Genomic DNA, 23116 nt, shown 5'->3' with positions numbered 1-23116 from the left:
GGACACCATGGGCAATTCAGCAGAACCGATAACCGACACGGATGTTGCGGCGCGCCAGGAGGCGCTGCGCCTCGATTTTGCGGTGAGCCTGAACGAGGAACACGTCACCTTGCAGGTCGCGACGCAGGTCGCATCGATCGCGCTGGGTGAGCGCACCCACCATTACAGCGTGCTGGCGCTGGCCAGGCATCGCTTGCGGGACGCCGAACGCGGGCTGGACCTCTCCAGCCAGGGATGGATCGAGACGGCGGAGCTGGCCCAAAGCCTGGGCATCGACGAGGCGCACTTGAATATCCACATTTTTCGCGCCCGCACCCAGTTCCGAAGGGCCATCGCGGCCACCGGCCAGGCACCCGAGCTGATCGAGCGGCGGCGTCGCGAATTGCGCATCGGCAGCCTGTACTTTCAAATCACGCGGGGTTCGGCGCTGGAGGGCCGCTTCTGGCCGTCAACCCACTAGGATGGGAGCAGGGCGGGCCATAATTGCGGGTACCCGCCCTTGTTATCGGTGGTCGCATAGTTCGAATCAATCGCTATCGGCAGCTTGCTCGAGACTGCTTTGGGCGGGATCGACTGCACCATTTGGTAGCCGCGCCCCGGAATGTCCGGCACGCTGCTGATGGATTTCCAGTAGGCCTGGAACGGCAATTGGTAGAGCTGCTCGCCGCTCAGTCCGCTATTGGCGCCGACATAGAGGCCGGGCGAGTAGCCCGCGTCTTTCACAGCCAGGAACCAGGCATTGCAGTAGTCAATCACCGCCTGCGCCGCGCTTTTGATATTGACGTTTTCCAGGTCCATCCAGACGCTGACGCCGTGGGGTATGCCGACGGTCTGGGCGTGGGCCACGGCGTATTGCCCATACGCTTTGCCCAACGCGCCGGTCGGCGACCAGGGGTAGGCGCGCACATGCTGCACCGGCATCAGCCCGAGGCCGTGTTGTCGGATAAGCAGCGCTTCGTCGGCACTCAGATCGCCTTTGTTCGCGTTGTCCTCATGGGAAAGGTAACGCAGGCAAAAGCCGTAATGACGCGAAACAAACTCCAGCACCATCTTTTCATCCAGCACGCTATCGGTATCAAAACCCTGGAGCGGTGGCGGCACGGTGGCCTTGCTGTTGCTCGGGGCTGGGTGGCCGCTCAGGTGCTCTGCAGCCCCCAGGCAGCGAACGCCTTTGGTGCGGTCGGCATAGATGCCGTTGCAGCCGGTTTTGATGTCGGTGAGTGTCGAACTGCGATTTTTTGCCTGGTTGAAGTATTGCTGTATGCCGGCCCAGATCGCGGCGGTGCCGCCCTTCAGTTGGCCGCCGGTACACGCATCCAGGCTCAAGGGCGCGCTGCGGAGTGCGCCGCTCAATGTCGAAAACGTGGCGGCCTGGATGGCCGCCAATTGGTCGAGAGTGCCTGGCAGGCTGCAGTTGAAGTGAGCGCACCAGGACGATCCGTCACTCATTCGCGCAATCATTCCCACGCCAATCGAGCAGTTATCGGTGCCGATGGAATGCCCGTAAGGGACTTGACTCAGCGCCCCCTGGACGACGCGTTGGTTCACGGCAATAGCAGGCATGTGCGTTCCTTGTACGGGGGATCGGGACTGAACCCCTGGAGCAGGTTGCGCGCCAGCCAGCCGGACTGGCGGCGCCCTGGCCGTTTATGCCGGCACTCCTACCACCAGGCTGGTATAGCCCATCTTTGTCAGCCGCTGGGGCAAGTCTGCAAGCAGCAGTCCCAATTGCACGACGCCGATGTTGGAGTCGTAAGCGGTATACGTTAAGGGCACATCCGCTCCGGGAGTGGTTGAGGGAGTAATCAGAAAGCCCAGCACGTGCACATTGTTGCCGGCCCAAATCTTGGTTCCTGCTGGATACGTTGGTAGTGCTGTAACGAAGGCGGCAGGCAGGACGACGCTGGCGTTGGCAATAGACAGCTGCGCTTCCTTCGTTTGACTGTCCAGGCCCAGCAGTGTGATCAGTTGCCCGGCCGCTGTGATCTTGACGGCGTCGACCAGGTTCGAGAGGCCGTAAACCTGCGGGCTGTTTGGATCGTTGAGCCAGTAAGTGGTCAGCAATGAGCAGAATTGGTTGACGTAAAACCAGTTGGAGCCGGGGGGCTGCGTCTGAATGAGGTACTCCACCGCGTCGGGGTCCGTGGCATCCAATGTGGCCATGTCGACGAAGAGCGTGGGATTTGGCGTGGTAATGGCGCCGATGCTGATGTGATTAGTCATGTTTTTTCCTTATTGAGCGGGACGGTAGCGATCAATGCATGGCGGGGAAATCCCGCTTTTGGCGCCTGGGTGCCAGTGATGGTGTTCATCCAGATAAAAACTCAGCGCGTAGACGTCAGCGGGAAAATGGACCCTCAGCGTCGGGTGGTGGCGACTGTGGTCGACCACGCTGGCGGCGCCGACATGGTTGGCGGCCGCTATGCAGTAAGCGGGGGTGAAGTCGTATTGCCGGGACGTCATTGCAGTGCTCACCAAAGTACCGGCACCGTCCATGCAGGTTCCGATCAGGTAGGTGTGGTCGGGCACGTTGTCCTCGACCGCGATGGTCCACGGACCCGGCGCCACCGCGCGGGTGCACGACTCAAAACTGGGCGCGTTGTTGTCCAGATTGAACAGCACGCCATGGTCCGCCCCCAGGTCGACGACGCACTGACCGCTGGCGGTAAAGGGCATGGGCGACGGGTGCTGGGAATGGGTCGACCAGATGAAACTGGGCTCGGCGTGCCACATCAGCAGCGCATGGGAACCGGCCGGCACCAGGCTGGGGCTGGCGATCCATACCAGGGAGGCGATGCGCTCGTCCTTCGTGACGGCAGCCTGGTAGATGAAGAAGGTCCAGTCGCGGTCGGAGGCGTTTGCCAGGCGCAGGCTATAGATCGGTGCCTTCATGGCTGGCTCTGCCTGAACTGATTGGGCGACGGTTCACCGGTACTGAGCGTCCACTCGTTTTGCGCATCCAGGACCGCCGTCATGGTGCAAACCTGATCAGGAAAGCGTATGCGCGCCGGCAGGTTGAACTGGGCTGGATGCAGGGGCGCATTGGGTTTGAGGTCATAGGCACCGAAGCTGATCCAGTAGGCCAGCTGCGCCTTGCGCGTCGGCGCAAATACAGTGGTGATATTCGGGCCGGCGTTCACGCTGAGTGTGGCGCCGCCGTGCATACCCAGGCCTGCGCCTGGAGCCAGGGTGGCGATCAAGCTGCGGTCGCCCTGGATGATCAACTGGCCACTGGGCGCGGGTTCGGGACGCTCGCGAAATTCGTAACCAAAGTGCGTTTGGGCAAGTATTACAGCACTTCCCATCTCGGGCTCGGCGCTGGCGAATTGGCAACTGCTGGTGGCCTCGCTGTCATCGAGCCAGACAAAATCGTAGTCCAGACACCACTCAAAACAGACCACCACCCCCGGATTGACCCCGGCGACGCGCCACGCATGCTGGCGCACGCCCTGCTGATTACAGGCGGCGTTGGCAAGGTCGTGATACAGGCACGCTTGGCCACTGCGTAGTGATTGATTGACAAACCACAGCGTGTAGTGGGGGTTGCTGGGCATAGTGTCTTTTCCAAAGCTGAGGGCGTAAACCGATCACGGGCAAGGCTGGCGCTAAGGCCAGACCCGCCCGCCACCGGCGACGGCAGCGCCAGGGCTACCCGAACGCCGCCGCAATGCCGCTTAGGCGCTCACCCAGCGGTTGTCCGTACCCAGGGCGTAGGACAGCGCATAAATGTTGTCAGGGAAAATCACTTGTTGGGTCGGATTCACCGTAGTGACATCGAGAACGGTACCGACTTTGACTTCGAAACCGGCAGCGATGTAGTAGGTCGGCGTCGGGGTGAAATGGTGAGTCAGGTTCGGGCCCGCCTCCATGACGAATGCAGCAGAACCGCCGACGCTCATGCCCACCGTGAATTTCTTGTTGGGCACTGAGTTGTCAGCGGTGATCACCAGCGAACCGGAGGGGCTGCCTTTGGCCGGAGTGCTGAAAGACGGCGTGTTGGCGCTGTTGGAAAACTTGATCGTGTTGCTGTCGACCAGGTTGGCGTCTACGCAATCCGAAGCGTTGAAGGTTACGCCCGGCGTCACCTCACCGACCGCGCCCCATACGAAGCCGTAGTCGATCGTCCACTCGAAAGTGATTTGAGTGCCTTTAGCGATAGTGAAGGGGCTGGCGAACCAAGCCAGCGAGAAGATGTTGCTGGCGGACTGATTCGGTACCGTCTGGTAGACGTAAAAAGTCCAAGGGTTCACGGAGTTGTTTTTCAGGGTCAGACGGTAGGGGGTAGGGGTAGCCATGTTGATCATTCTCCACGTATGCCATTGAGGGTACGGCCGCTGGTCGCGGTGAGGGTCCGTGGGAGGAGTATTGGCAGGTTGAGGGGGTGGGGGTATTACAGGACATTACATTGCATTACAGGGAGCGTGCGGCCGTGACCAAGTGATGAAGGTTCTGGCTATCCGTTTTGGCGGTGAGGGTTTCCAGCAGCTCAGTGCCGATACGGATGCGACTGCGGCTGCGGGCTGTTTCGTGGGGTAGATGTACGGATCGCCAAATCCGATCGCCGATGTGCGGCGACGAGGCGGACGTTAGGGTGATGATTGGGGCTGTGCAACCGGCCTGATGATTACGACCGTCAGTCACCTCACCTCATGTCGCCCACTCATAGGTAATGACGATGTATATACTTCGTCCATACAAAATTGGAGGGACTTGTACATGTCCAAATTAGCCGTCTTCACACTGAAACTCGAATCGGAGTTGCGCGACCAATTCATGGCGGAATGCGAAGCCTCTCATCGCCCGGCATCGCAAATCGTGCGCGAAATGATGCGTAAGTTCGTACAGGCGCAACAGGAATCCAGAGAATATGACGAATTCTTACAGCGCAAAGTCGATGCCTCGCGCGCATCCATACTAGCGGGCCGAGAGATTTCCAATGAAGCTTTGGAAGCTGAATTCGCGGCAAGGCGCGCTCAAGTAGATAACCAGGAATGAGGGTCGCCTGGACACCCGAAGCAGCGCAGGACCGTCGAGATATCTGGGATTTCCTATTCGATAAAAACCCACAGGCCGCTGCCGATATGGACCGGCGTTTCAGTATTGCAGCGGCTGGCTTGGCCCACAATCCGGAAATTGGCCCCTTGGGTCGGATCTCGGGCACACGCGAAGTCATTCCGCACCCGAGCTACCGCCTGGTTTATCAACTTGAGCCAAGCGTGGCGAGAATCGTAGCTCTGGTGCATACCGCTCGCCAGTGGCCTCCCGAAAGTGACACGCCTGATTGATGCCTTAAGCGCACGGGAGCTGAATGCTCCCTGGTCCGCAGTGACGGCGTGAGGAACCGCCAGCCGATCAGCATTTTTACGCCACCGCCAGACACTCCAGACCTTCACGCCTTCGTCTAGCGGCAGCCTTCAGGCTGCGGCGCCGGCACATTGCACAACACAAACAGCCGCGCCCTGGCACCACCGCCGTCCTGGCGACTCAGTTCGCGCCAGCCGTTCGGCAGCGGCGCGAATTCATCCGGCGCTTCGTTGCTGCTGATCAACCATACCCGCCGCGTTTGGACAGGCAGTGCTGACAGGCGATCCAGGTAGATGCGTCCGCCGTCCTGGTCCACCAGCGTACCGAAGCCATAGGCATTCGGTCGCGTCGAGGTGCCGTCGGGTTTGGGCGGTGTGTAAAGCTGCAACTGCGCGTCGGTCTGGTCGTAATACACGTAGCTGAGGTACCACATCATGTCGCTGAGGACGATGCGGTCGTCCTCCTGGTAATTGCGATTGACGAACTCCACCGGCACGTTGAATTGATCCTGCTCATCCACCTCGAAGTTGTTCTTCAGGCCCAGCAGTTCCATGCCCACAAACAGCACCAACAGCGCTGCGCCCAACCATGACAGGCGTGACGGCAAGCGGTCGATGGCCATCGCCAGGACGATCGGCAAACCCAGGGCGTACACCGTGAGATAGCGCTCGATAAAGACCGGCGAGATAAACGACACGCCGTACACCAACAGCAACGGCAGCAAGAAAAACAACGCAGGCAAACGAGCCCCGGGGTTGCGCCATGCCGTCACCCAGACCACCGCGATCAACAACAGCGGGAAGGTCCAGAACAGCGGCGCCCAGAAATCAACGCCTTCATCCTGCAGCACGAACTGCCAGATCATCGAGGGCAGGGACAGCAGGTTGACCGGCTCTTCCCAACCAATGTCCCCGCCTACCTTGAGCTGTTCGACGTGCTGCACCAGGTCCAGAAGGTTCGGCAGCCAGGGCAGGTACAACACCACAATCGTGGCGTTGGCCACCCACCATGCCGGGCGCGTGATCAGACGCGGGCCTGGCGAGTGCAGCCCGAGGTACGCCCAGTGCACCAGCACACACAGCGCGGTGAAATAATGGGTATAGAAACCGGCGCTCATCAACAGCACATAAGCGGCCAGGTAGCGTGTGCGCTCGGGTTGGCGCAGCCAGTAGACCAACGCCAGCGTCGCCCCCAACAGCCATACGCCGAGCAGCGAATACATGCGCACTTCCTGGCTGTAGCGCACCGCCGTCGGCAGCAGCGCCAGCAGGATGCCGGCCAGCAGCGCGGCGCGACGGGTGGACAGCTGCCGCGTCAGCCAGATCCCCAGGCCCACCACGACGGCACCGGGGATGGCGCTCATGCTCCTGATCGACCAGATGCTGTCGCCAAACACTTCGATCCAGCCGCGCAGCAGCACAAAATACAGCGGCGGATGCACATCGTGGGCGGCGTGAAACCACAGGTCGGCCAGCGCATATTCGCTGAGCAAGAGGCTCGAGCCTTCGTCACCCCAGATCGCCGCCGACGTCAGGTGGTAGAACCGCAGGACCATGGCCAGCGCCAGGATCGGCACCCACCAGAGGCGGCTGAGCCACCCGGCGCCGTCCCGGGTCAGGCGATTGAATGCAGGCAAGACCCGGACTTTTTCATTTTGCTCTACCACCGACCGACGCATATCGACTCCGTTACGACTGCCCTCTACAGGACAAACCCTGCGCATGCGCAAACACCGCCACTTTAGGCCAAAAGCGGTGGGCCCGTTGCTGGAATCAGACAAATCAACAATTTGCGTAGGCCTTCACCGAAGCACTCGTAGGATCAGGCTATGATTGCCCTCCTCCACGGACTCAGGATCAAGGAAACGTTATGCGCATCGGTTTGCTGTCACCTCTGGCTCTGGCCCTGCTGGCCATTATTCCCCTGGCGGCCCAAGCCAGTTCCGACGACTCGTGCTACCCCGATTGGCGGGTCTCGCGTGATAGTCTCGAACCGTGCAGCAACCAGCCTTTCCTCAGCCCGGGCAACGATAGCCGGGTCAACCTGCGCCTGTTGCTGGCCGATAAAAAAGCCGCGCCGCTGACGCCCAATGCCTTGGGCGAAGAGGATTTGGCCCAAGGGTTCGGCCCGGTGCCGTTTCCGGTGTATCGCCTGATGCCGATTCCAGCCGCGAGCGATGAGCCCGATAACCACGCGGACGATTCACGCACTGCCGAGCTCGACACCCTGCTCCAGCCGCTGGGCATCAAGCGCGAGGAATACAAGACCGCCGGCGAAGCCTTCCTCAATGGTGAAGGCAGCCGCTGCCGCAGCAACAATGACGACAGCGCCACGGCGTATATCAGCCAAGTGATCAAGGCCGATATGCCGCCGGCTGAGCGCGACGTATTGGTCAAGGCCCGTTTGCAACTGCTGACAACCTGCGACTGGGACGGCCAGGTGGTGGACGCACAGTTGACGCCCTCGGCCAAGACCCACCTGTTTCGCACTTATTTGCAGGCCGCCGCTGACTTCTACAGTGGCCGCTTCGGTGACGCCGAGCGCGGTTTCGCCGCCGCCGCGACCAGCGATGCGCCCTGGCTGAAGGAAACGGCGCTGTACATGACCGCGCGCACCTCGTTGAACCAGGCCCAGGCCCAAGCGTTCGACGAATACGGCATGCCGCAGCGCGAGCAGGTGGACAAGCCCGCGTTGAACGACGCCGAACAAGGCTTTCTCGCTTACCTGAAAACGTATCCACAAGGCGATTACGTGGCCTCCGCCCGTGGCCTGCTGCGCCGGGTGCACTGGCTGGCGAACGACGATGCCAGGCTTGCCGAAGACTTCACCTGGCAACTGACCGAGGCCACCGACGCCCAGCGCAATGTGAGCGTGGACGAATTGGTCGAAGAAGCCGACCTCAAGTTACTGATGGCCGGCAACACATCGACGAACAGCCCGATGCTGCAGGTGGTCAGCGACCTGATGGCGATGCGTGCCCACACACCGCCCCTGTTGAGCCGCGCAGACCTCGACAAGCAAAAGAGCACCTTTGCCAACGAGCCGGCATTGTTCGACTACCTGCAAGCGGCGTATGCCCTGTATGTCGAGCATCAACCCGACACTGCCCTCAAGCATCTGCCGGCGGAAGTGCCGTCAACCCTGGACTATTTCGCCTTCAGCCAGCAAACCCTGCGCGCCCTGGCCCTGGAAGCCAAACAAGACTGGGCAGGCGCGCAAGCCCTGTGGCTGCAACTGCTGCCGCTGGCCAGGCAACCGCTGCAACGCGACCAGTTGGAGCTGGCCCTGGCGATGAACTACGAGCGCAGCGGCCAACTGGCCAAGGTATTCGCCGCCGACTCGCCGATCAGCGCCAAACAGGTGCGCTACATCCTGCTGCGCAACGTCGCCGGCCCCGACCTGCTGCGCCAGCAGATCGCCAATGCCAGCGACCCGACCGAACGCCAGAGCGCACAATTCGTGCTGCTCTACAAAGACCTGCTGCACCGCCAGTTCGCGACCTTTGCCGACGACCTCAAGCAAGCCTCGTTGTCCGAAGACAAGCTCGGCACCAGCCTGGGCTACACCTACACCAGCGGCCAGACCTTGAAACTGTTCCAGTGGAACGGTGACAAGGCCGAATCCGGCTACGCCTGCCCAGCCATCGCGCAAACCGCCGCTACCTTGCAGGAGGATGCAAAAAACCCCCACGCCCTGAACTGTTTCGGTGAGTTCATCCTGCGCAATAGCCTGGACGGCATGCCCCTGGAACAACCCCGCGCCGCCGGCAGCCTGGGCAGCACCGCCTCGGACTTCAAGGGTGAGACCTTCTCGCGCCTGGACGGCTACAAGCAGGTGATCGCCAACGCCAAGGCACCGAAAACCGACAAGGCCTACGCACTGTTTCGCGCCATCAACTGCTACGCGCCGGCCGGCTACAACAGTTGCGGCGGTGAAGACGTGGCGCCGGCCGTGCGCAAAGGCTGGTTCCGCCAGCTCAAGAGCGGTTACGCCGACACGCAGTGGGGCAAATCGCTGCAGTACTACTGGTGAAGTCGCTGTGGCTGGGCTTGCTGTTGCTGGCGAGCCCGGCCTTCGGCGCCGTCGACGCCCGAGACTACGACGCCTTCTGGTTGTGGAGCGGCGTCACGCCCCAGCCGGTGATCAAGCAGGCCAAAACCCTGTACATCCTCCAGGGCCAGATCAACTCCACGCGCCGCGCACCGCAACGCGGCGTGCAACTGATCGCCCAGGGCATGAGCGTGCCGCGCATCACCCAGGGCACTATCTGGGTGGTCTACCGCGCCCACACGTTGCACTGGCCGGAACCGGTCTACACCCAACTGCTCGGCCAGGTGCAACGCTGGCGTGACGCGGGCAACCCGGTGGTCGGCATCCAGATCGACTTCGACGCCCGCACCCAATACCTGCACGAATACGCCGCCTTCCTGCGCGACCTGCGCCAGCGCCTGCCGGCCGACCTGCGCTTGAGCATCACCGGCTTGATGGACTGGAGCAGCAACGCCGACCCGGCCGCCATCGCCCAACTCAAGGGCGTGGTGGATGAAGTGGTGGTGCAGACCTACCAGGGACGCCACAGCATTCCAGACTACGCAGCCTATTTGCCCCGGATGAACCGGATGGGCGTGCCGTTCAAGGTCGGCCTGATTCAGGGTGGAGAGTGGGAGGCGCCGGGGTATTTGCAGGGGAGTGAGTGGTTTCGGGGGTATGTGGTGTTTTTGCAGAATCGTTGACACGTCGGTTAAATTTATGCAAGAAAGTGTCCTCTGTCCGCGGACAGAGGACACTAACTTTTGGGGCCATATGAAAAGTCAAGACATCGTAGTCCTGTTCAAACTGATCAGCCTCGAACTACGGGCCAAAGGGGAGCGGGTAAAAAAACGGGTGTTTTCTGTGGAGAAAGACGCCGCGGCCCTCGGTATTCAAAGTCTTGCGGCCTATATTGAAAACTTCGAAACCGTTCAACTTTCAACAATGGATGACTGGCGCGGGTGGGATGACGCAGACGAGGATTCTGAAGAACACGCTTCGCAAAACTACTCTGTGAGAGCGCTGTCTTCAGCTTTGGGGCTGAGCAAAACCGAAGTGTCTTCATCCCTGAATCGTTGCAGGGAAATCGGCTTGATTTATACGAGGCACATCGATGGAATCCCGCTGGTAAGAAGCACAGCGCTGCTGGATTTGGTTACGCACAGCATTCGCTATATTTTTCCGGTTAAGCCTGGCGCCATCGTCCGAGGCATTCCAACGGCCTTTGCCGCACCGGTATTGGCAGGCAAAGTGATGAGCGGAGGCGACCTTATTCCCGTCTGGCCAGATGCCTACGGAAAAAGTAAAGGGCAGGCAATTACACCGTTGTACAAAACCGTTCCCGGCGCCGTGAAGAAAGACGAGCTTCTCTATCATTTCCTGGCCCTCGTTGATGCCATCCGCATCGGCGGACCGCGTGAGACCAAAGTCGCCGACGCCATGCTGCGGGAGTGGATACTGTGACGTCCAACCGAACAATGATGCTGCAAATGCTTGAGGAGGTTGCCGAGGCCCTGGGCGAAGAGTTATGTGAGCAAGTTGCCTTTGTCGGTGGATGCACCACTGGAGAGGCGATCTGAGCCATTCGCTCATGGCCAACTCTCCAGCCCGCAAAACACTGCTCAACTGCATGAGCCACCGACGGGCTCATGAGCCTCACATTCAATCCATGCACGTTGCCCAAGACACGACATGGATCATGGCGACAGATGGATTCTGGGCCGAACTCTCAGCCGAAGATCAGTTCAAGGCCGTCGTAGAACGTACCCTTGACGGGTGCGCAACCGAAGACGACGTCACGTTCATGTTATTGCGTACGTAAAAAAGCTATTACCAAACGTAGGTTACGCTCGACACCACCTTTGGCCATTCGTCGTAGCAGCAATCCAAATTACTGGAGCACAGCGAAACGCAGGTCTTGTGGGTACGCCCGATTTCCTCCGATCACTGAACAGACTGCAACGGATACACCGACTCCCACCCTCCTCCCAACGCCTTGTACAAGCCGACCATGGCCAACGACACGCCCGTGGAGCTTTCCACCCACTGTTCCTGGGTCGCCAGCAGCGCGCTTTGCACGGTGAGCACATTGACGAAATCCGCGACCCCTTCGACGTACTGCTGTTGCGCGGTAGTGAGCGCGATCTGGTTCTGGCGCACGGCTTCGGCGAGGCTGTCGCGGCGCAGTTGGCTGGCGTTGTAGCGGGTCAGTTGGTCGTCGATCTCATGCCAGGCGCGCAGCACGGTTTGCTGGTAGGCCAGCGCCGCTTCCTGTTGCTGGGCTTCACGTAAATCGACCATGCCTTGCAGGCGCCCGCCGTTGAACAGCGGCAGGCTCAATTGCGGGCCGAAGGCGAAGGCGCGTGAGCCCCAGGAGCCGAAGTCCGAGAGTTGCAGGGCCTGGGAGCCGAGGCTGCCCGACAGGGTGATGCGCGGGTAAAAATCACCCTTGGCCACGCCGATGCTGGCAGTGGCGGCGTGCAAACGGGCTTCGGCCTGGCGGATGTCCGGGCGGCGCTCGGCCAGTTCCGACGGCAGGCCGATGGCGACCCGGCGCTGGGTCTGCGGCACGGCCGCGTCCTTGGACAGTTTCGCGTGCAGGGCTTGCGGCGGCTCGCCCATCAGCAGGCTCAGGGCGTTGATCAACTGATCCTGGCGCTGCTGCAGATCGGGCAGGCGTGCTTCGATGGCGGCGACCTGGGCGGCGGCTTCGGCCACGTCCAGGTCGGTCGCCACACCGTCGGCCAGACGCAGTTGCGAGAGCTTGAGGCTGTGGCGGGCGACGTCGAGGTTTTGCTCGGTGACGGCGCGGGTGTTCTGGACGCCGCGCAGTTGGATGTAGTCCTGCGCGGTCTCGGCCAGCACCGACAGCAACACGGCGCGGCGGTCGTTTTCGGCAACGTCCAGGGTGGCGTCGGCGGCTTCGGTCTCGCGCTTGACCCGGCCCCAGAAGTCCAGCTCCCAGGCAGCGGAAAAGCCCATGTCCCACTGGCTGAAGGCCGAGCGGCCGTTCTCGCCGGAAGGGTCGTTCAAGCCTTTAGCGCTGTTGCGCTTGCGCTGGTAACCGCCGCCCGCATCGACGTTGGGGTAGCGTTCGGCGGTGGTCACCTGGCGCACCGCGCGGCTTTGTTGCAGGCGGCTGCTGGCCAGCTTCAGGTCGAGGTTATCGCTGAGGGCGCGGCGTGTCAGCGCTGACAACTGCTCGTCGTGGAACACGTCCCACCAGCGCTCCTGCAACGGGTCGCTGCTGGCACGACTGGCTGCCTGACGCCCCTGGGGCTCACTCCATTGGGCCACCTGCGGGCCTTGCGGCCGTTGGAAATCCGGGCCGACGGTGCAGGCACTCAGGCTGATGAGGCTCAAGGTGAGCCAGGCGAACTGTCTCATTGCTGGGCCACCTCAGGGTGGGGCGCGACCGCCTGTGTGTCGACACTGGCCTCCACCGACATACCGACGCGCAAGCGCTCGGTCAGCGGCTGATTGGGCTCCAGCACGATCTTCACCGGAATACGCTGCACCACCTTGGTGAAGTTGCCGGTGGCGTTGTCCGGCTTGACCGAAGCGAAGGTCACCCCGGTGGCCGGCGCCAGGCTTTCAAGGTGACCGTTGAGCAACTCGCCGTCGAGGCTGTCGACGCGCACTTGCACGGTTTGGCCGGCATGCATGTGGGACAGTTGCGTCTCCTGGAAATTGGCCACGACATAGGCCTCGGCCAGCGGCACGACCGCGAGGATCTTGCTGCCCGGGGTCACATAGGCGCCGACCCGTACCGCCCGCTCACCGACCATGCCGTCCACCGGCGCGACGATACGTGTGTAGGACAGCTGATAACTGGCCATTTCCAGTGCGGCCTGAGCGCGCTTGAGCCCGCCTTCGGCGGCGTCACGCTGGGCCGTGAGGATTTCCACTTGCTTGCGTTCGGCGGCCAGCACTGCCGTGGACTTGGCCAGGCGCGCGGTGGCCTGGTCGATGCGGGTCTTGGCTTGCTGGGCGTTCTGCACGGTGCCCGCACCGACGCCGGCGAGGTGGTTGTAGCGATTCAGTTCGTGTTCGGCAAAGGCCACTTCGGCACGGTCCGCCGCCACGGTCGCCTGGGCCTGGGCGATCACCGAGCTCTGGCGCTCCAGCGTCGCGCTGGCGTTTTTCAGTTGGGCCTGGGCGACCAGGGTGTCGGCGTCGGCGGCCTGGGCGGCGGCGCGAAAGTCGCGGTCGTCGATCAACGCCAACAGCTGGCCGGCCTTGACGCGCTGGTTGTCTTGCACCAGCACTTCCTTGATGAACCCGGCCACGCGAGGGGCGACCAGGGTGAAATCGGCGGCGACGAAGGCGTCGTTGGTGGCCTGGCGCCGGTTGCCCAGGAGGCCTGGCGCAACCAGGTACACCAGCACGCCGACGGCAAACACAGCGATAACGGAGACGGCGATTTTGTCTTTGCGTTTCATGAGAAATCCTTGGGGTCAGGTCGGTGCGCGAGGCGGAAAAATCCGCGTGGGCATCCAGAAAATCAGCAGGATCAGCGCCACCGCGACACCGGCCATGACGACATACAGATCCGAAGAGGTGAGCACCACGACTTGCGCGTGCAGGCGCTGCGCCAGGCCCGGCGCGTCGCCGTCGGCCAGGGGCGAATTGCCCAGGCGGTCCACCAGCATGGTCGAGTGAAAATGCCCGCGCTGGGTGGTCAGCGTATCCAGCACAGCGGTGGCGATCACGGCGGACAGGCCCTTGACGGTGTTGAACCAGGCCGAGGCGAACGGCCCTTCGATGGGCTGGATACTGCCGGTGGACAGCATCAGCAGCGGCAGCACAGCCATCGGTTGGCCGAAAATCTGCAGCAGGTACCAGCCATAAAAATCATCGCGAATCCATGCCGACGTCAGGTGCGAACTGCCGATGCAGCCCAGCACCAGCATGCACAGGCCTATCCCCAGCACCCAGCGGCAATCGACCCGGCGCAGGTTGCACAGCGCGGCCACCAGCGGCAGCGCGATCAGTTGCGGCAGCGCCATCAGCAGCATCACCGGCGCGGTTTGCAGGGGGCGGTAACCCTGGACCTGGGCGAGAAAACTCGACGGGATGATGATGACCGAGGTCAACACCATCAACACCCCGGCCAGCACGATCAACGCGAACGACAGGTTGCGCAGGCCGAGCATCTGCAATTTGAAGAACGGCAGCGGCTGCGACCACTCGTTGAGCATGAACAGCACCATCAGCAGCGTGCCGCCACTGAGCAGGAAGGTGATCAGGCCTGACTCGAACCAGTCCAGGCGATTGCCTTGCAACAGGCCGATCACCAGCATGCAGATGGCCGGGAAGCCCAAAAGCAGACCGCGCCAGTTGAACTGCTTGAAGCGCTCCAGGCGCAGCGGATCCTGCGGCAAGCCGTAGGCCACAGCGGCCATCGCCAACAGGCAAGGCCCGACGATCTGCCAGAACGCCCATTGCCAGCCGACGTATTCGGTCCACAGCGCCGCCAGCGGCGTGCCCAGGCTCGGGCCGAAGGTGGCCGTCAGGGCGTAACCGGCCAAGCCGTATAACTTGACGTTGGCCGGCAGGAACCGCAGCGCCACGGTCATCAGCATCGGCGGCAACGCGCCACCGGCCAGGCCTTGCACCGTGCGCAGGAGCAGCAGGCTTTCGTAGTTCGGTGCGAACGGACACAGGATGCCGAGCAGGGTAAACAGGCCGATGGCACACAGGGTGAAACGGCGCAGCGAGAGCGTCACCGCACACCACGGCGCGAACGCCATCGCGGCCACAGAGGTGGCGGTGTAGGCGGCGACCAGCCAGGTGCCTTCGTCAAAACCGATGTACAGCGCGCCACGGATGTCGGCGAGGGCGACCTTGGTGACCATCTCGTTGAGGCCGGACACCAGCACCGCCAACAACACGCCAAGCAGGCCGATGATGATGCGCGAGCCGAACACGGGTGGGCTGGGCGCAGTGGGTTTGGCTGCAGCCTCGAAGGCGGGGGCAGCGAGGGAGGTCATGGACAGGTAACTCGGAATAAAGAAATACCCGAGCAGTTTAATCAGGCTCTAGCATGACAAAAAGTTACTTGTTGTCAGCTTATAAGTGCGTCAGACGCAATCCACCGGATAATGCAGAGCTTTTAATGTGGGAGGGGGCTTGCCCCCGATTGCGGTGTTTCAGTTTCACATCAGGTGACTGTCACACCGCTATCGGGGGCAAGCCCCCTCCCACATTTTTCCCGGCTTGGCTTGGGATTTCAGGTGGGCTGGGCTTCGAGCCAGGTGGCGTGGCAGCTTTCGCGCATGGTTTCGCGCAGCCATTTGTGTGCCGGGTCTTTGTCGAAGCGTGGGTGCCAGGATTGGGCCAATACCAGCGTCGGCAATGAGATTGGCAGCGGGAATGCGCGCAACGGCAGCTTCAGGCGCCTGGCGCTGAGGAGCGCTTCCTTGGGCACCGGCAGCAGCAGGTCGGAGTCGGGCAGCATGAACATCGCACCGTGAAAGCCCGGGGCGATCATTGCCACGCGGCGCTCCAGGCCCTGGGCGTTCAACGCGGTATCGATCGGCCCACGGGCGATGCCGCGCCGCGAGATGCTGATGTGGGAATAGCTGGCAAACCGCGCGGCGGTGATCTCTGCGTCGAACAGCGGATGATCTTCCCGCGCCAAGCCGACGAAGGTGGTCGAGAACAGGTTCTGCACCTTCACTTCGGGGCTCGCCGGCAGGGTATTGCTCACGCGCAAGTCCAATCGCCCTTCGCGCAGCGCTTCGTCGTCGGTGTCGCCTTCGGGCACGAAGCGCAGTTCGCAGAACGGCGCCACGCGCTGCATGGTGTCGAACAAGCGACCGCCATACACGCCGATAAAAAAGTCGTTGGCGCGCACGCTGAAGCGGCGGCGCAGGGTGCTCAAGTCCACTTGATCGGCCGAGCGAAACAGCAACGCCGCCTGCTCCACCACAGTGCGCACCTGGCCTTGCAGCTCCAGCGCCTTGGGGGTCGGTACCAGGCCGCGGCCGGCGCGTACCAGGATCGGATCGCCGACCGCTTCGCGGATACGTGTGAGGGTGCGGCTCATGGCCGCCGGGCTCAGGTTCATCCGCCGCGCCGCGCCCACCACGCTGCCTTCATCGAGCAAGGCGTCGAGGGCGACCAGCAGGTTCATGTCCGGTAGTTGCATGCCAAGCACTCGTGATCGATCGGGAGTGAATTGGGCGCAATCCTAGCAGGCTTTACCGGTTCAGAACGGCGCATCGCCCTGGATGGTGGTACGGAACAATTTGCGCCGCAGGTAACTCGGGCAACCGGCGGCCAGGTGGATCAACGAGCGATTGTCCCAGAACACCAGGTCGTGGGGCTGCCACTGATGGCGGTAGATGTTTTCCGGCAACACACTGTGAGCGTAGAGCTGGGCCAGCAGGTCGCGGCTTTCGTCATCCGGCAGGCCGACGATGCGGGTGGTGAAGCCTTCGCTGACGAACAGCGCCTTGCGGCCGTTTTCAGGGTGGGTACGCACGATGGGGTGCACCACTTCGGCCACCTGGGCGAGCTGTTCCGGGGTCAGGGTCGGGCGCCAGTTACCTTCGAATTTGGTTTCGCTGTAACGCGCGGTGTAGGAATGCGCGGCGCGGCGCCCCTCGACGGCGTTGCGCAGGTGCTCGGGCAGTTGCTCCCAGGCCTTGTGCATGTCGGCAAACAGGGTGTCGCCGCCTTCGGACGGCAGTTCCTGGGCATGCAGCATCGAGCCCAGGCTGGGCAGTTCCTTGTACGACAGGTCCGAGTGCCAGAACTTGCCCGCATCGCCCAGGCCGATGGATTGGCCGTTTTCGATGATGTTGGAGACGATCAGGATTTCCGGGTGGTTGGCCAGCAGGAACTGTTTGAGCACGTGGATCTGCAGCACGCCAAAGCGCCGACTGAAAGCGATCTGTTGTTCAGGGGTGATGCGTTGGTCGCGGAACACGATGACGTGGTGGTCCAGGTGCGCGCGGTGGATGCGGGCGAAGTCCTGGTCGTTGACGGGTTGGGACAGATCCAGGCCGACGATTTCGGCGCCGACACTGCCGGGGAAGGGGCGGATGTCGAAGGTTTGAAGGGTGGCGGGCATTGGGTTCACTTCCGGCGGACAGGGGAGTGAATTTATAGGCCTGAGAATGGAAGTTTAAAATACTGTTAGGGCATATCCATATGCATTGGTGATGCTGAGGGCCTCATCGGGGGCAAGCCCCCTCCCACACTTGATTTGTGAATACATTCAAAGTGGGAGGGGGCTTGCCCCCGATGAGGCCCGAGCAGCCTATAGAGATTACCGCTCGTGCAACGCCTCCGCCCGCGCCTTGATGATCGGCTTGAGCAGGTAGCTGAGGATGCTTTTCTTGCCGGTGATGATGTCCACCGAGGCGACCATGCCGGGGATGATCAGCAGCGGTTTCTCATCGGTGCCCAGGTGGCTGCGGTCGGTGCGCAGGGTGATCATGTAGTAGGTGGTTTTCTTGTCTTCATCGGTGATGGTGTCGGCGCCGATGCGTTCGAGCTTGGCCTTCAGGCCACCGTAGATGGTGTAGTCATAGGCGGTGAATTTGACCACCGCTTCCTGGCCAGGGTGCAGGAAGGCGATGTCTTGCGGGCGGATCTTGGCTTCCACCAGCAGGGTGTCGTCCAGCGGTACGATTTCGACCATGTCGCTGCCCGGCTGGATGACGCCGCCGACGGTGTTGACCAGCAACTGCTTGACGATACCGCGCACCGGCGAGGTGACCAGGGTACGGCTGACGCGGTCTTCCAGGGCGCGTCCGGTGGATTCGGCCTTGTTCAGTTCGGTGCGCGCTTCGTTGAGCTGGGTCAGGGCTTCGCTGCGGAATTTGCCACGGGTCTCGTCGATCTTGCGCTGCACTTCCTTGATCGCCGATTCCGCGCGCGGGATCGCCAGGGTGGTGGCGTCCAGTTGGCCTCGGGTTTCCATTTCGGCGCGCTTGAGGCGCAGCACTTCCACCGGCGACACCGCGCCCTGGGCCACCAGCGGCTCGGACATGTTGATTTCCTGGCGTTGCAGGGACAACTGGCTGCGGTACTGGCTTTGCTTGGAGGTGAACTCACGCAACTCCTGTTGGCGCTGCACCAATTGCTCCTGCAAACCGCCGACTTCGTCTTTCAACTGCTGGCGGCGGCTTTCATACAGTGAGCGCTCGTTGGCGGCCTGGCTGGGCGCGGCCTTGAGCACATCGTCGGGAATCGTCAGCGGGCGGTCGTCCACCTGCGCACTCAGGCGCTCGACGCGCAGCTGCATGGCCAGGCGCAGCGCTTCGGTCTCCCCGGCGTTGGACACAAACCGCGTGTCGTCCAGACGAATCAAAGGCGCACCGGCCTCGACGATCTGGCCTTCCTTGACGTACAGCTCGGCGACGATACCGCCTTCCAGGTTCTGGATTTTCTGCAGCTTGGACGACGGAATCGCCTTGCCGTCGCCACGGGTCACTTCGTCGATTTCGGAGAAACCCGCCCACACCACCAGGAACACAAAGAACGCGATGATGGCCCAGATGGTCAGGCGGATGACCCGCGGCGCATCTTCGATCAGCGCTTTGTTGACCTCGGGCAGCGGCTGGCCCTGCAGCGAGTCGGAACCTTTGAAGTAGCGCCCGACCGCGCTTTTGATGGAATTAAGCGACACTGATCTGCCCCTTCTTCAACGCTTCCATGACCACGGCTTTCGGGCCGTCCGCGAGGATCTGCCCACGGTCGACCACCAACAGGCGGTCCACCAGGGACAGCAGCGAGGCACGGTGCGTCACCAGGACTACGGTCTTGTTTTGCACCACGGCATGCAGGCGTTGTTTCAAGCGTTCTTCACCGGTGTTGTCCATGGCGCTGGTGGGTTCGTCCAGCAGCAGGATGGGCGGGTTGAGCAGCAATGCACGGGCCAGGGCGACGTTCTGGCGCTGGCCACCGGACAGGTTCTGCCCACGCTCGCCGACCTGCAGTTCATAGCCTTGCGGGTGCAGGCGCGCGAATTCGTGCACACCGGCCAGTTCGGCGGCTTGCAGCACCATCTCGTCTTCGACGTAGCGCGCACCGCTGACCAGGTTGTCACGCAGGGTGCCGGCCAGCAGTTGGATGTCCTGGGCGACGTAGCCGATGTTGTGCCGCAGTTCGCTGACGTCGATCTGGCGCACGTCCACGCCGTCCACCAGCAACGCGCCGGAGTCGGGTTGATACAGGCCGACGATCAGTTTGGCCAGGGAGCTTTTGCCCGAGCCGCTGCGACCGATGATGCCGATCTTTTCCCCTGGCTTGATCACCAGGTTGATGTTTTTCAGCGCCGGATTCTGTTGGTTCGGGTAGGTGAAATTCAGGCCCCGGCACTCGATTGCGCCTTGCAGGGTGCGACGGCTCATGGGGCGCTCTTCGAAATTGCGCTCCTGAGGCAGCTCCATCATCTGGTCCACCGAGGTCATGGTGACCTTGGCCTGCTGGTAGCGCGTGAGCAGGCCCGACAGCGAGGCCAACGGGCTCAAGGCGCGGCCGCTGAGCATGTAGCAGGCAATCAGGCCGCCCATGCTGAGGTTGCCGTCGATGATCTGGTACACGCCGAACACGATCATGATCACGCCGGCCAGTTGCTGGATCAGCAGGGTCATGTTCATCGACAGGCCCGACAGCAATTTCACCCGCAGTTCGAGCCGGCTCAAGGTGCCGATGGTCTGTTCCCAGCCGTACTGGCGTTCGCTCTCGGCATTGTTGACCTTGACCGCATCCAGCCCGGCGAGGGTTTCGATCAGGCTCGACTGGCGTTCGGCGGCCAGGGCCATGGTGCGTTCCATGGTCGCGACCAAAGGTTTTTGCAGGGCGTAGCCGATGCCCAGGGCAATCGGGAACGCCAGCACCGGAATCCACACCAAATGGCCACCGAGCAGGGCGATCACCAGGAAGATCAGCAGCGTGAACGGCAGGTCGATCAGGCTGGTGAGGGTCAGGGAGGCGAGGAAGTCGCGCAGGCTCTGGAACTCATGAATGTTCTGCGCAAAGCTGCCGACGCGCGCCGGGCGGTACTTCATCGACATGCCGACGATGCGCTCGAACAGGGTGGCGGAGATGATCAGGTCGGTTTTTTTACCGGCCAGGTCCAGGCACAGACTGCGCAGGCTCTTGAGCACCAAATCGAACAGATACGCGCCACAGATGCCCACGGCCAGCACCCACAGCGTAGAGGTGGCCTGGTTCGGCACCACGCGGTCGTACACGTTCATCACGAACAGCGGCGCGGCCATGGCGATGATGTTGATCAGGAAGCTGGCGGCGATGGCATCGGTATACAGCCAGCGCGAACGCTTGAGCGTGTCACGAAACCAGGAGCGCGCCCGGGGGATCAGCGTGCCGTGGTTAACGTCGAATTTGTGCTGCGGCTGGGCAAAGAAGACTTTGCCGGTGTAGTCGTCGACCAGCAGCGCGCGCTTGATCAGCACTTCACCGCCATCACTTTCGCTGAGCAGCACCCGTGCCTGATCATCGCCTTCCCAGCCGAGCAGCACGGTACTGCGCCCGTCCTTGAGCAGCAGCAGGGCCGGTAACGCGATGGCCGGAATCTGTTCGAGCCTGCGTTGCAGCAGCCGCCCCTGCAGGCCGGCCCGCGCGGCGGCACGCGACAGCAACTCGGCACTCAGGCGCTGCGAAGGCAGCGGCAGGCCGGTGGTGAGCATGGCCGCGCTGGCCGGTTTCTGATGCAGGGCGCAGAGTGCCAACAAGCCGTCGAGTAACGGATCGTCGTGCAGCGTGCGTGGATCATGACTGAGATGAACTCGACTGACTTCGGATTCCACGCGGGGCACTCTCGACTAACAGATGGGGCTATGGGGTGACTCAGTTCATTCCAGGCAGTTGGACTTTGGGCTTCACATCGTTTTGCACGACGGAGGCCATTGGAGCGACGACGCCTTGGCTTTTGAGCAATTCGCCCATGGTCGCCTTGATTCGGTACTGAGTAAATAACTGAATATTCTTGATCTCTTCCAGTCGACGCGAAGCGGTGAACAATTCGTTCTCGCTGTCGAGCAAGTCCAGCAGGGTACGTTGGCCCAGGCTGAACTGTTGCTGGTAGGACGTGCGCACGCGGGTGCTGTGGTCCACGTACTGCTGGGCCACCGGCAGTTGCGCGTTGGCGTTGTTCAAGGCGTTCCAGGCCAGGCCCAGTTCTTCATTGAGCTGGCGCAAGGCGTTGTTGCGGATGTCCAGGGCCTGGTTGGCCTGGTACGACTTCGATTGCAGGTCGGCCTTGTTGCTGCCGCCGGCAAACAGGTTGAAGCGCATGCGCACCATGGCTTCCCAGCCGTTGCTGTGGTTGGCGTCACCGGAGACGTTGTTGTCGGCGTTGGTGCCCAGCTCAGCGTCAAAGCGTGGATAGAAGCTGGATTTGGCGGCCGCGTATTGCTTCTCGGCGGCGGAGATGTCCGACTCGGCCGAGCGCAGCACCGGGCTGTTGTCGAGCATCTGGCGCCGCGCTTCATTCAGGTCGGCCGGGAGCATGGCCATGAACGGCGCCGGGCGCTCGAGCTGGTCGGGCATCTCGCCAACGGCGCTGAGGTAGTTGGTTTGCGCATCCGCCAGGTTGGTCTGCTCGGTGATCAGGTTGTTGCGGGCCTGGGCCAGACGCGCTTCGGCCTGGTCCTGATCGGCGCCGTTACCGACGCCGCGCTGGGTGCGCAACTTGATCTGATCGTAAATGCGTTCGTGGTTGCGCAGGTTTTCTTCGGCCAGGCGCACGAACTCGCGGCGGGTCAGCACTTCCAGGTAGACCTGGGCAACGGTCAACGCGGTGCGCTCGGACGTACCGAGCAACGAATAGGCACGGGAGTTGACGTTGGCCTGTTGACGCCCGACTTCGCTGGAGGTGGCGAACCCGTCAAAGATCATTTGCTGCAGGCGCAGGCTGGATTCACCGCGATTGAGGGTGTCCCAGTGGTTGCCGCCCGTACCATTGGCGGCGCGGGTGGAAGCGTTGTCGGTGCCCGCACGGCCATAGCCGGCATTCAAATCGACACGCGGCAGATACCCACCCTGCGCCGCACGCAATTGGTAATCGGCGGCGATGCGGCTGTTTATACCCGCTTGAATTTCAGGATGCACATCCATTGCCTGCTGCATGGCTTGAGGCAGCGTCTGGGCTTGTACAAAGCTGGCGGCGAGAACGAACGGTATTGCCTTGAACAGGTGCAGACGCATTAAAAATTCCCCAGGACTTCTTGTCTCAAATCACAGCGATTGGCGCCGCCGCGTCGGATAATGGCTAGCGTAATGACCGTACGTCGGAAAGTTCAAAAAGCGGAACTGCTTCACACATGTAGGACGGTTCGCCGCATAAATATCAATGTGACATTACGGGGGCGATTGTTTAGGATGGCGACCATAAGGTCAATAGTTTGGCATAAACTAGATAGCTAAAAATTCTAGCCAATAATTTGACGTCAGTAACTGTTCAGACTACGCCCCCTCCAGTTTGGCCCTCCCTCTTGAGCGGCCACATGGAATCATCAGAAACGGATCGCCGGAGAAATATTTAATGAGCAATGTTGTTGCCATCGTCAAAAGCATTGTTGGTCAAGTGTTCGTTATTTCTCCGGAAGGGACACGCCGTGTTCTGGTTGAGGGTGATCGCCTGTTTGCGGGCGACCAGATTGATACGGGCCTGTCGGGCGCAGTGAGCCTGGAACTGGCTGACGGACGCACGCTGGACCTGGGTCGCGACACCCAGTGGAGCGCCGACATGCCGGACTCCACCGCCGACCTGGCCGCCGCCACCGAACAGGCCGCGCCGTCG

21 protein-coding genes are annotated in these 23116 nt (G+C 61.9%); 7 read left to right on the top strand and 14 right to left on the bottom strand.

The features are described 5' to 3' along the window. Nucleotides 1-7: 7 nt before the first annotated feature. Nucleotides 8-460, top strand: coding sequence for a hypothetical protein (locus BFP89_RS17095; protein ID WP_065886625.1), 453 nt, complete (start codon nucleotides 8-10; stop codon nucleotides 458-460). Here BFP89_RS17095 and BFP89_RS28630 read toward each other — a convergent pair. The 5 genes from BFP89_RS28630 to BFP89_RS17070 form a co-directional block, all read right to left on the bottom strand. Then, on the bottom strand, nucleotides 457-1563 hold the full coding sequence (locus tag BFP89_RS28630; RefSeq protein ID WP_141689101.1) for a DUF1906 domain-containing protein: 1107 nt from the start codon (nucleotides 1561-1563) through the stop codon (nucleotides 457-459). The two genes, BFP89_RS17095 and BFP89_RS28630, sit on opposite strands and share 4 nt — an antisense overlap. Nucleotides 1564-1647: 84 nt before the next feature. Beyond that, entirely contained in the window at nucleotides 1648-2223 is a 576-nt protein-coding gene (locus BFP89_RS17085) for a hypothetical protein (protein ID WP_065886624.1), read from the bottom strand. 9 nt (nucleotides 2224-2232) lie between these two features. Next, complete coding sequence (locus BFP89_RS17080) at nucleotides 2233-2892, bottom strand: hypothetical protein (RefSeq protein WP_065886623.1); 660 nt, start codon at nucleotides 2890-2892, stop codon at nucleotides 2233-2235. Next, complete coding sequence (locus tag BFP89_RS17075; RefSeq protein WP_065886622.1) at nucleotides 2889-3554, bottom strand: hypothetical protein; 666 nt, start codon at nucleotides 3552-3554, stop codon at nucleotides 2889-2891. The genes BFP89_RS17080 and BFP89_RS17075 overlap by 4 nt, the downstream gene beginning before the upstream one ends. Before the next feature lie 120 nt (nucleotides 3555-3674). Beyond that, the gene (locus tag BFP89_RS17070; protein WP_141689100.1) at nucleotides 3675-4295 is read right to left on the bottom strand and encodes a protein rhiA; all 621 of its coding nucleotides are present in this window, start codon (nucleotides 4293-4295) and stop codon (nucleotides 3675-3677) included. A gap of 421 nt (nucleotides 4296-4716) precedes the next feature. On the opposite strand from BFP89_RS17070, the gene BFP89_RS17065 reads away from it, so the two are divergent. Both BFP89_RS17065 and BFP89_RS27630 read left to right on the top strand, forming a co-directional pair. Beyond that, a complete protein-coding gene (locus tag BFP89_RS17065; protein WP_065886620.1) occupies nucleotides 4717-4995 on the top strand; it encodes an antitoxin of toxin-antitoxin stability system in 279 nt (92 codons plus the stop codon). Further along, nucleotides 4992-5285: a type II toxin-antitoxin system RelE/ParE family toxin gene (locus BFP89_RS27630; RefSeq protein ID WP_083208090.1), complete on the top strand. Its 294-nt coding sequence runs from the start codon at nucleotides 4992-4994 to the stop codon at nucleotides 5283-5285. The genes BFP89_RS17065 and BFP89_RS27630 overlap by 4 nt, the downstream gene beginning before the upstream one ends. Nucleotides 5286-5401: 116 nt before the next feature. Here the strand turns inward: BFP89_RS27630 and BFP89_RS17055 are convergent, their stop codons facing one another. Beyond that, entirely contained in the window at nucleotides 5402-6982 is a 1581-nt protein-coding gene (locus BFP89_RS17055; protein WP_065886618.1) for a glycosyltransferase family 39 protein, read from the bottom strand. 191 nt (nucleotides 6983-7173) lie between these two features. On the opposite strand from BFP89_RS17055, the gene BFP89_RS17050 reads away from it, so the two are divergent. The 3 genes from BFP89_RS17050 to BFP89_RS17040 all read left to right on the top strand — a co-directional run bounded on the left by BFP89_RS17050 (nucleotide 7174) and on the right by BFP89_RS17040 (nucleotide 10797). After that, nucleotides 7174-9336: an outer membrane assembly lipoprotein YfiO gene (locus tag BFP89_RS17050; protein WP_065886617.1), complete on the top strand. Its 2163-nt coding sequence runs from the start codon at nucleotides 7174-7176 to the stop codon at nucleotides 9334-9336. Beyond that, entirely contained in the window at nucleotides 9333-10037 is a 705-nt protein-coding gene (locus BFP89_RS17045; protein ID WP_065886616.1) for a DUF3142 domain-containing protein, read from the top strand. Before BFP89_RS17050 ends, BFP89_RS17045 begins: the two co-directional genes overlap by 4 nt. 70 nt (nucleotides 10038-10107) lie before the next feature. Beyond that, on the top strand, nucleotides 10108-10797 hold the full coding sequence (locus BFP89_RS17040; RefSeq protein ID WP_065886615.1) for a hypothetical protein: 690 nt from the start codon (nucleotides 10108-10110) through the stop codon (nucleotides 10795-10797). Nucleotides 10798-11277: 480 nt separating this feature from the next. Here the strand turns inward: BFP89_RS17040 and BFP89_RS17035 are convergent, their stop codons facing one another. The 8 genes from BFP89_RS17035 to BFP89_RS17000 form a co-directional block, all read right to left on the bottom strand. Continuing rightward, the gene (locus tag BFP89_RS17035) at nucleotides 11278-12720 is read right to left on the bottom strand and encodes an efflux transporter outer membrane subunit (protein WP_065886614.1); all 1443 of its coding nucleotides are present in this window, start codon (nucleotides 12718-12720) and stop codon (nucleotides 11278-11280) included. Beyond that, nucleotides 12717-13775 carry an HlyD family secretion protein gene (locus tag BFP89_RS17030; RefSeq protein ID WP_065886613.1) on the bottom strand — a complete coding sequence of 353 codons (1059 nt, stop codon included), beginning with the start codon at nucleotides 13773-13775 and terminating at the stop codon, nucleotides 12717-12719. The genes BFP89_RS17035 and BFP89_RS17030 overlap by 4 nt, the downstream gene beginning before the upstream one ends. Before the next feature lie 15 nt (nucleotides 13776-13790). Next, the gene (locus tag BFP89_RS17025) at nucleotides 13791-15326 is read right to left on the bottom strand and encodes an MFS transporter (RefSeq protein WP_065886612.1); all 1536 of its coding nucleotides are present in this window, start codon (nucleotides 15324-15326) and stop codon (nucleotides 13791-13793) included. A gap of 239 nt (nucleotides 15327-15565) precedes the next feature. Then, complete coding sequence (locus BFP89_RS17020; protein WP_065886611.1) at nucleotides 15566-16486, bottom strand: LysR family transcriptional regulator; 921 nt, start codon at nucleotides 16484-16486, stop codon at nucleotides 15566-15568. Nucleotides 16487-16546: 60 nt separating this feature from the next. After that, on the bottom strand, nucleotides 16547-17413 hold the full coding sequence (locus tag BFP89_RS17015; protein WP_065886610.1) for a TauD/TfdA dioxygenase family protein: 867 nt from the start codon (nucleotides 17411-17413) through the stop codon (nucleotides 16547-16549). A 198-nt stretch (nucleotides 17414-17611) separates the two neighbouring features. Further along, complete coding sequence (locus BFP89_RS17010) at nucleotides 17612-18976, bottom strand: HlyD family type I secretion periplasmic adaptor subunit (RefSeq protein WP_065886609.1); 1365 nt, start codon at nucleotides 18974-18976, stop codon at nucleotides 17612-17614. Further along, the gene (locus BFP89_RS17005; RefSeq protein WP_065886608.1) at nucleotides 18966-21122 is read right to left on the bottom strand and encodes a type I secretion system permease/ATPase; all 2157 of its coding nucleotides are present in this window, start codon (nucleotides 21120-21122) and stop codon (nucleotides 18966-18968) included. Before BFP89_RS17005 ends, BFP89_RS17010 begins: the two co-directional genes overlap by 11 nt. 40 nt (nucleotides 21123-21162) lie before the next feature. After that, nucleotides 21163-22515, bottom strand: a complete 1353-nt coding sequence (locus BFP89_RS17000; protein ID WP_368389277.1) for a TolC family outer membrane protein — start codon at nucleotides 22513-22515, stop codon at nucleotides 21163-21165. A gap of 343 nt (nucleotides 22516-22858) precedes the next feature. Between BFP89_RS17000 and BFP89_RS16995 the strand changes: the two genes are divergently transcribed. Then, nucleotides 22859-23116: retention module-containing protein (locus tag BFP89_RS16995; RefSeq protein ID WP_141689099.1), on the top strand; the 258-nt coding region annotated here is incomplete at its 3' end.

It is taken from the genome of Pseudomonas sp. 31 R 17 (genome assembly GCF_900004915.1).
GTDB classification, from domain to species: domain Bacteria; phylum Pseudomonadota; class Gammaproteobacteria; order Pseudomonadales; family Pseudomonadaceae; genus Aquipseudomonas; species Aquipseudomonas orientalis_A.
The sequence above is the reverse complement of the archived record's forward strand: the minus strand, read 5'-3'. Positions and strand labels throughout refer to the sequence as shown.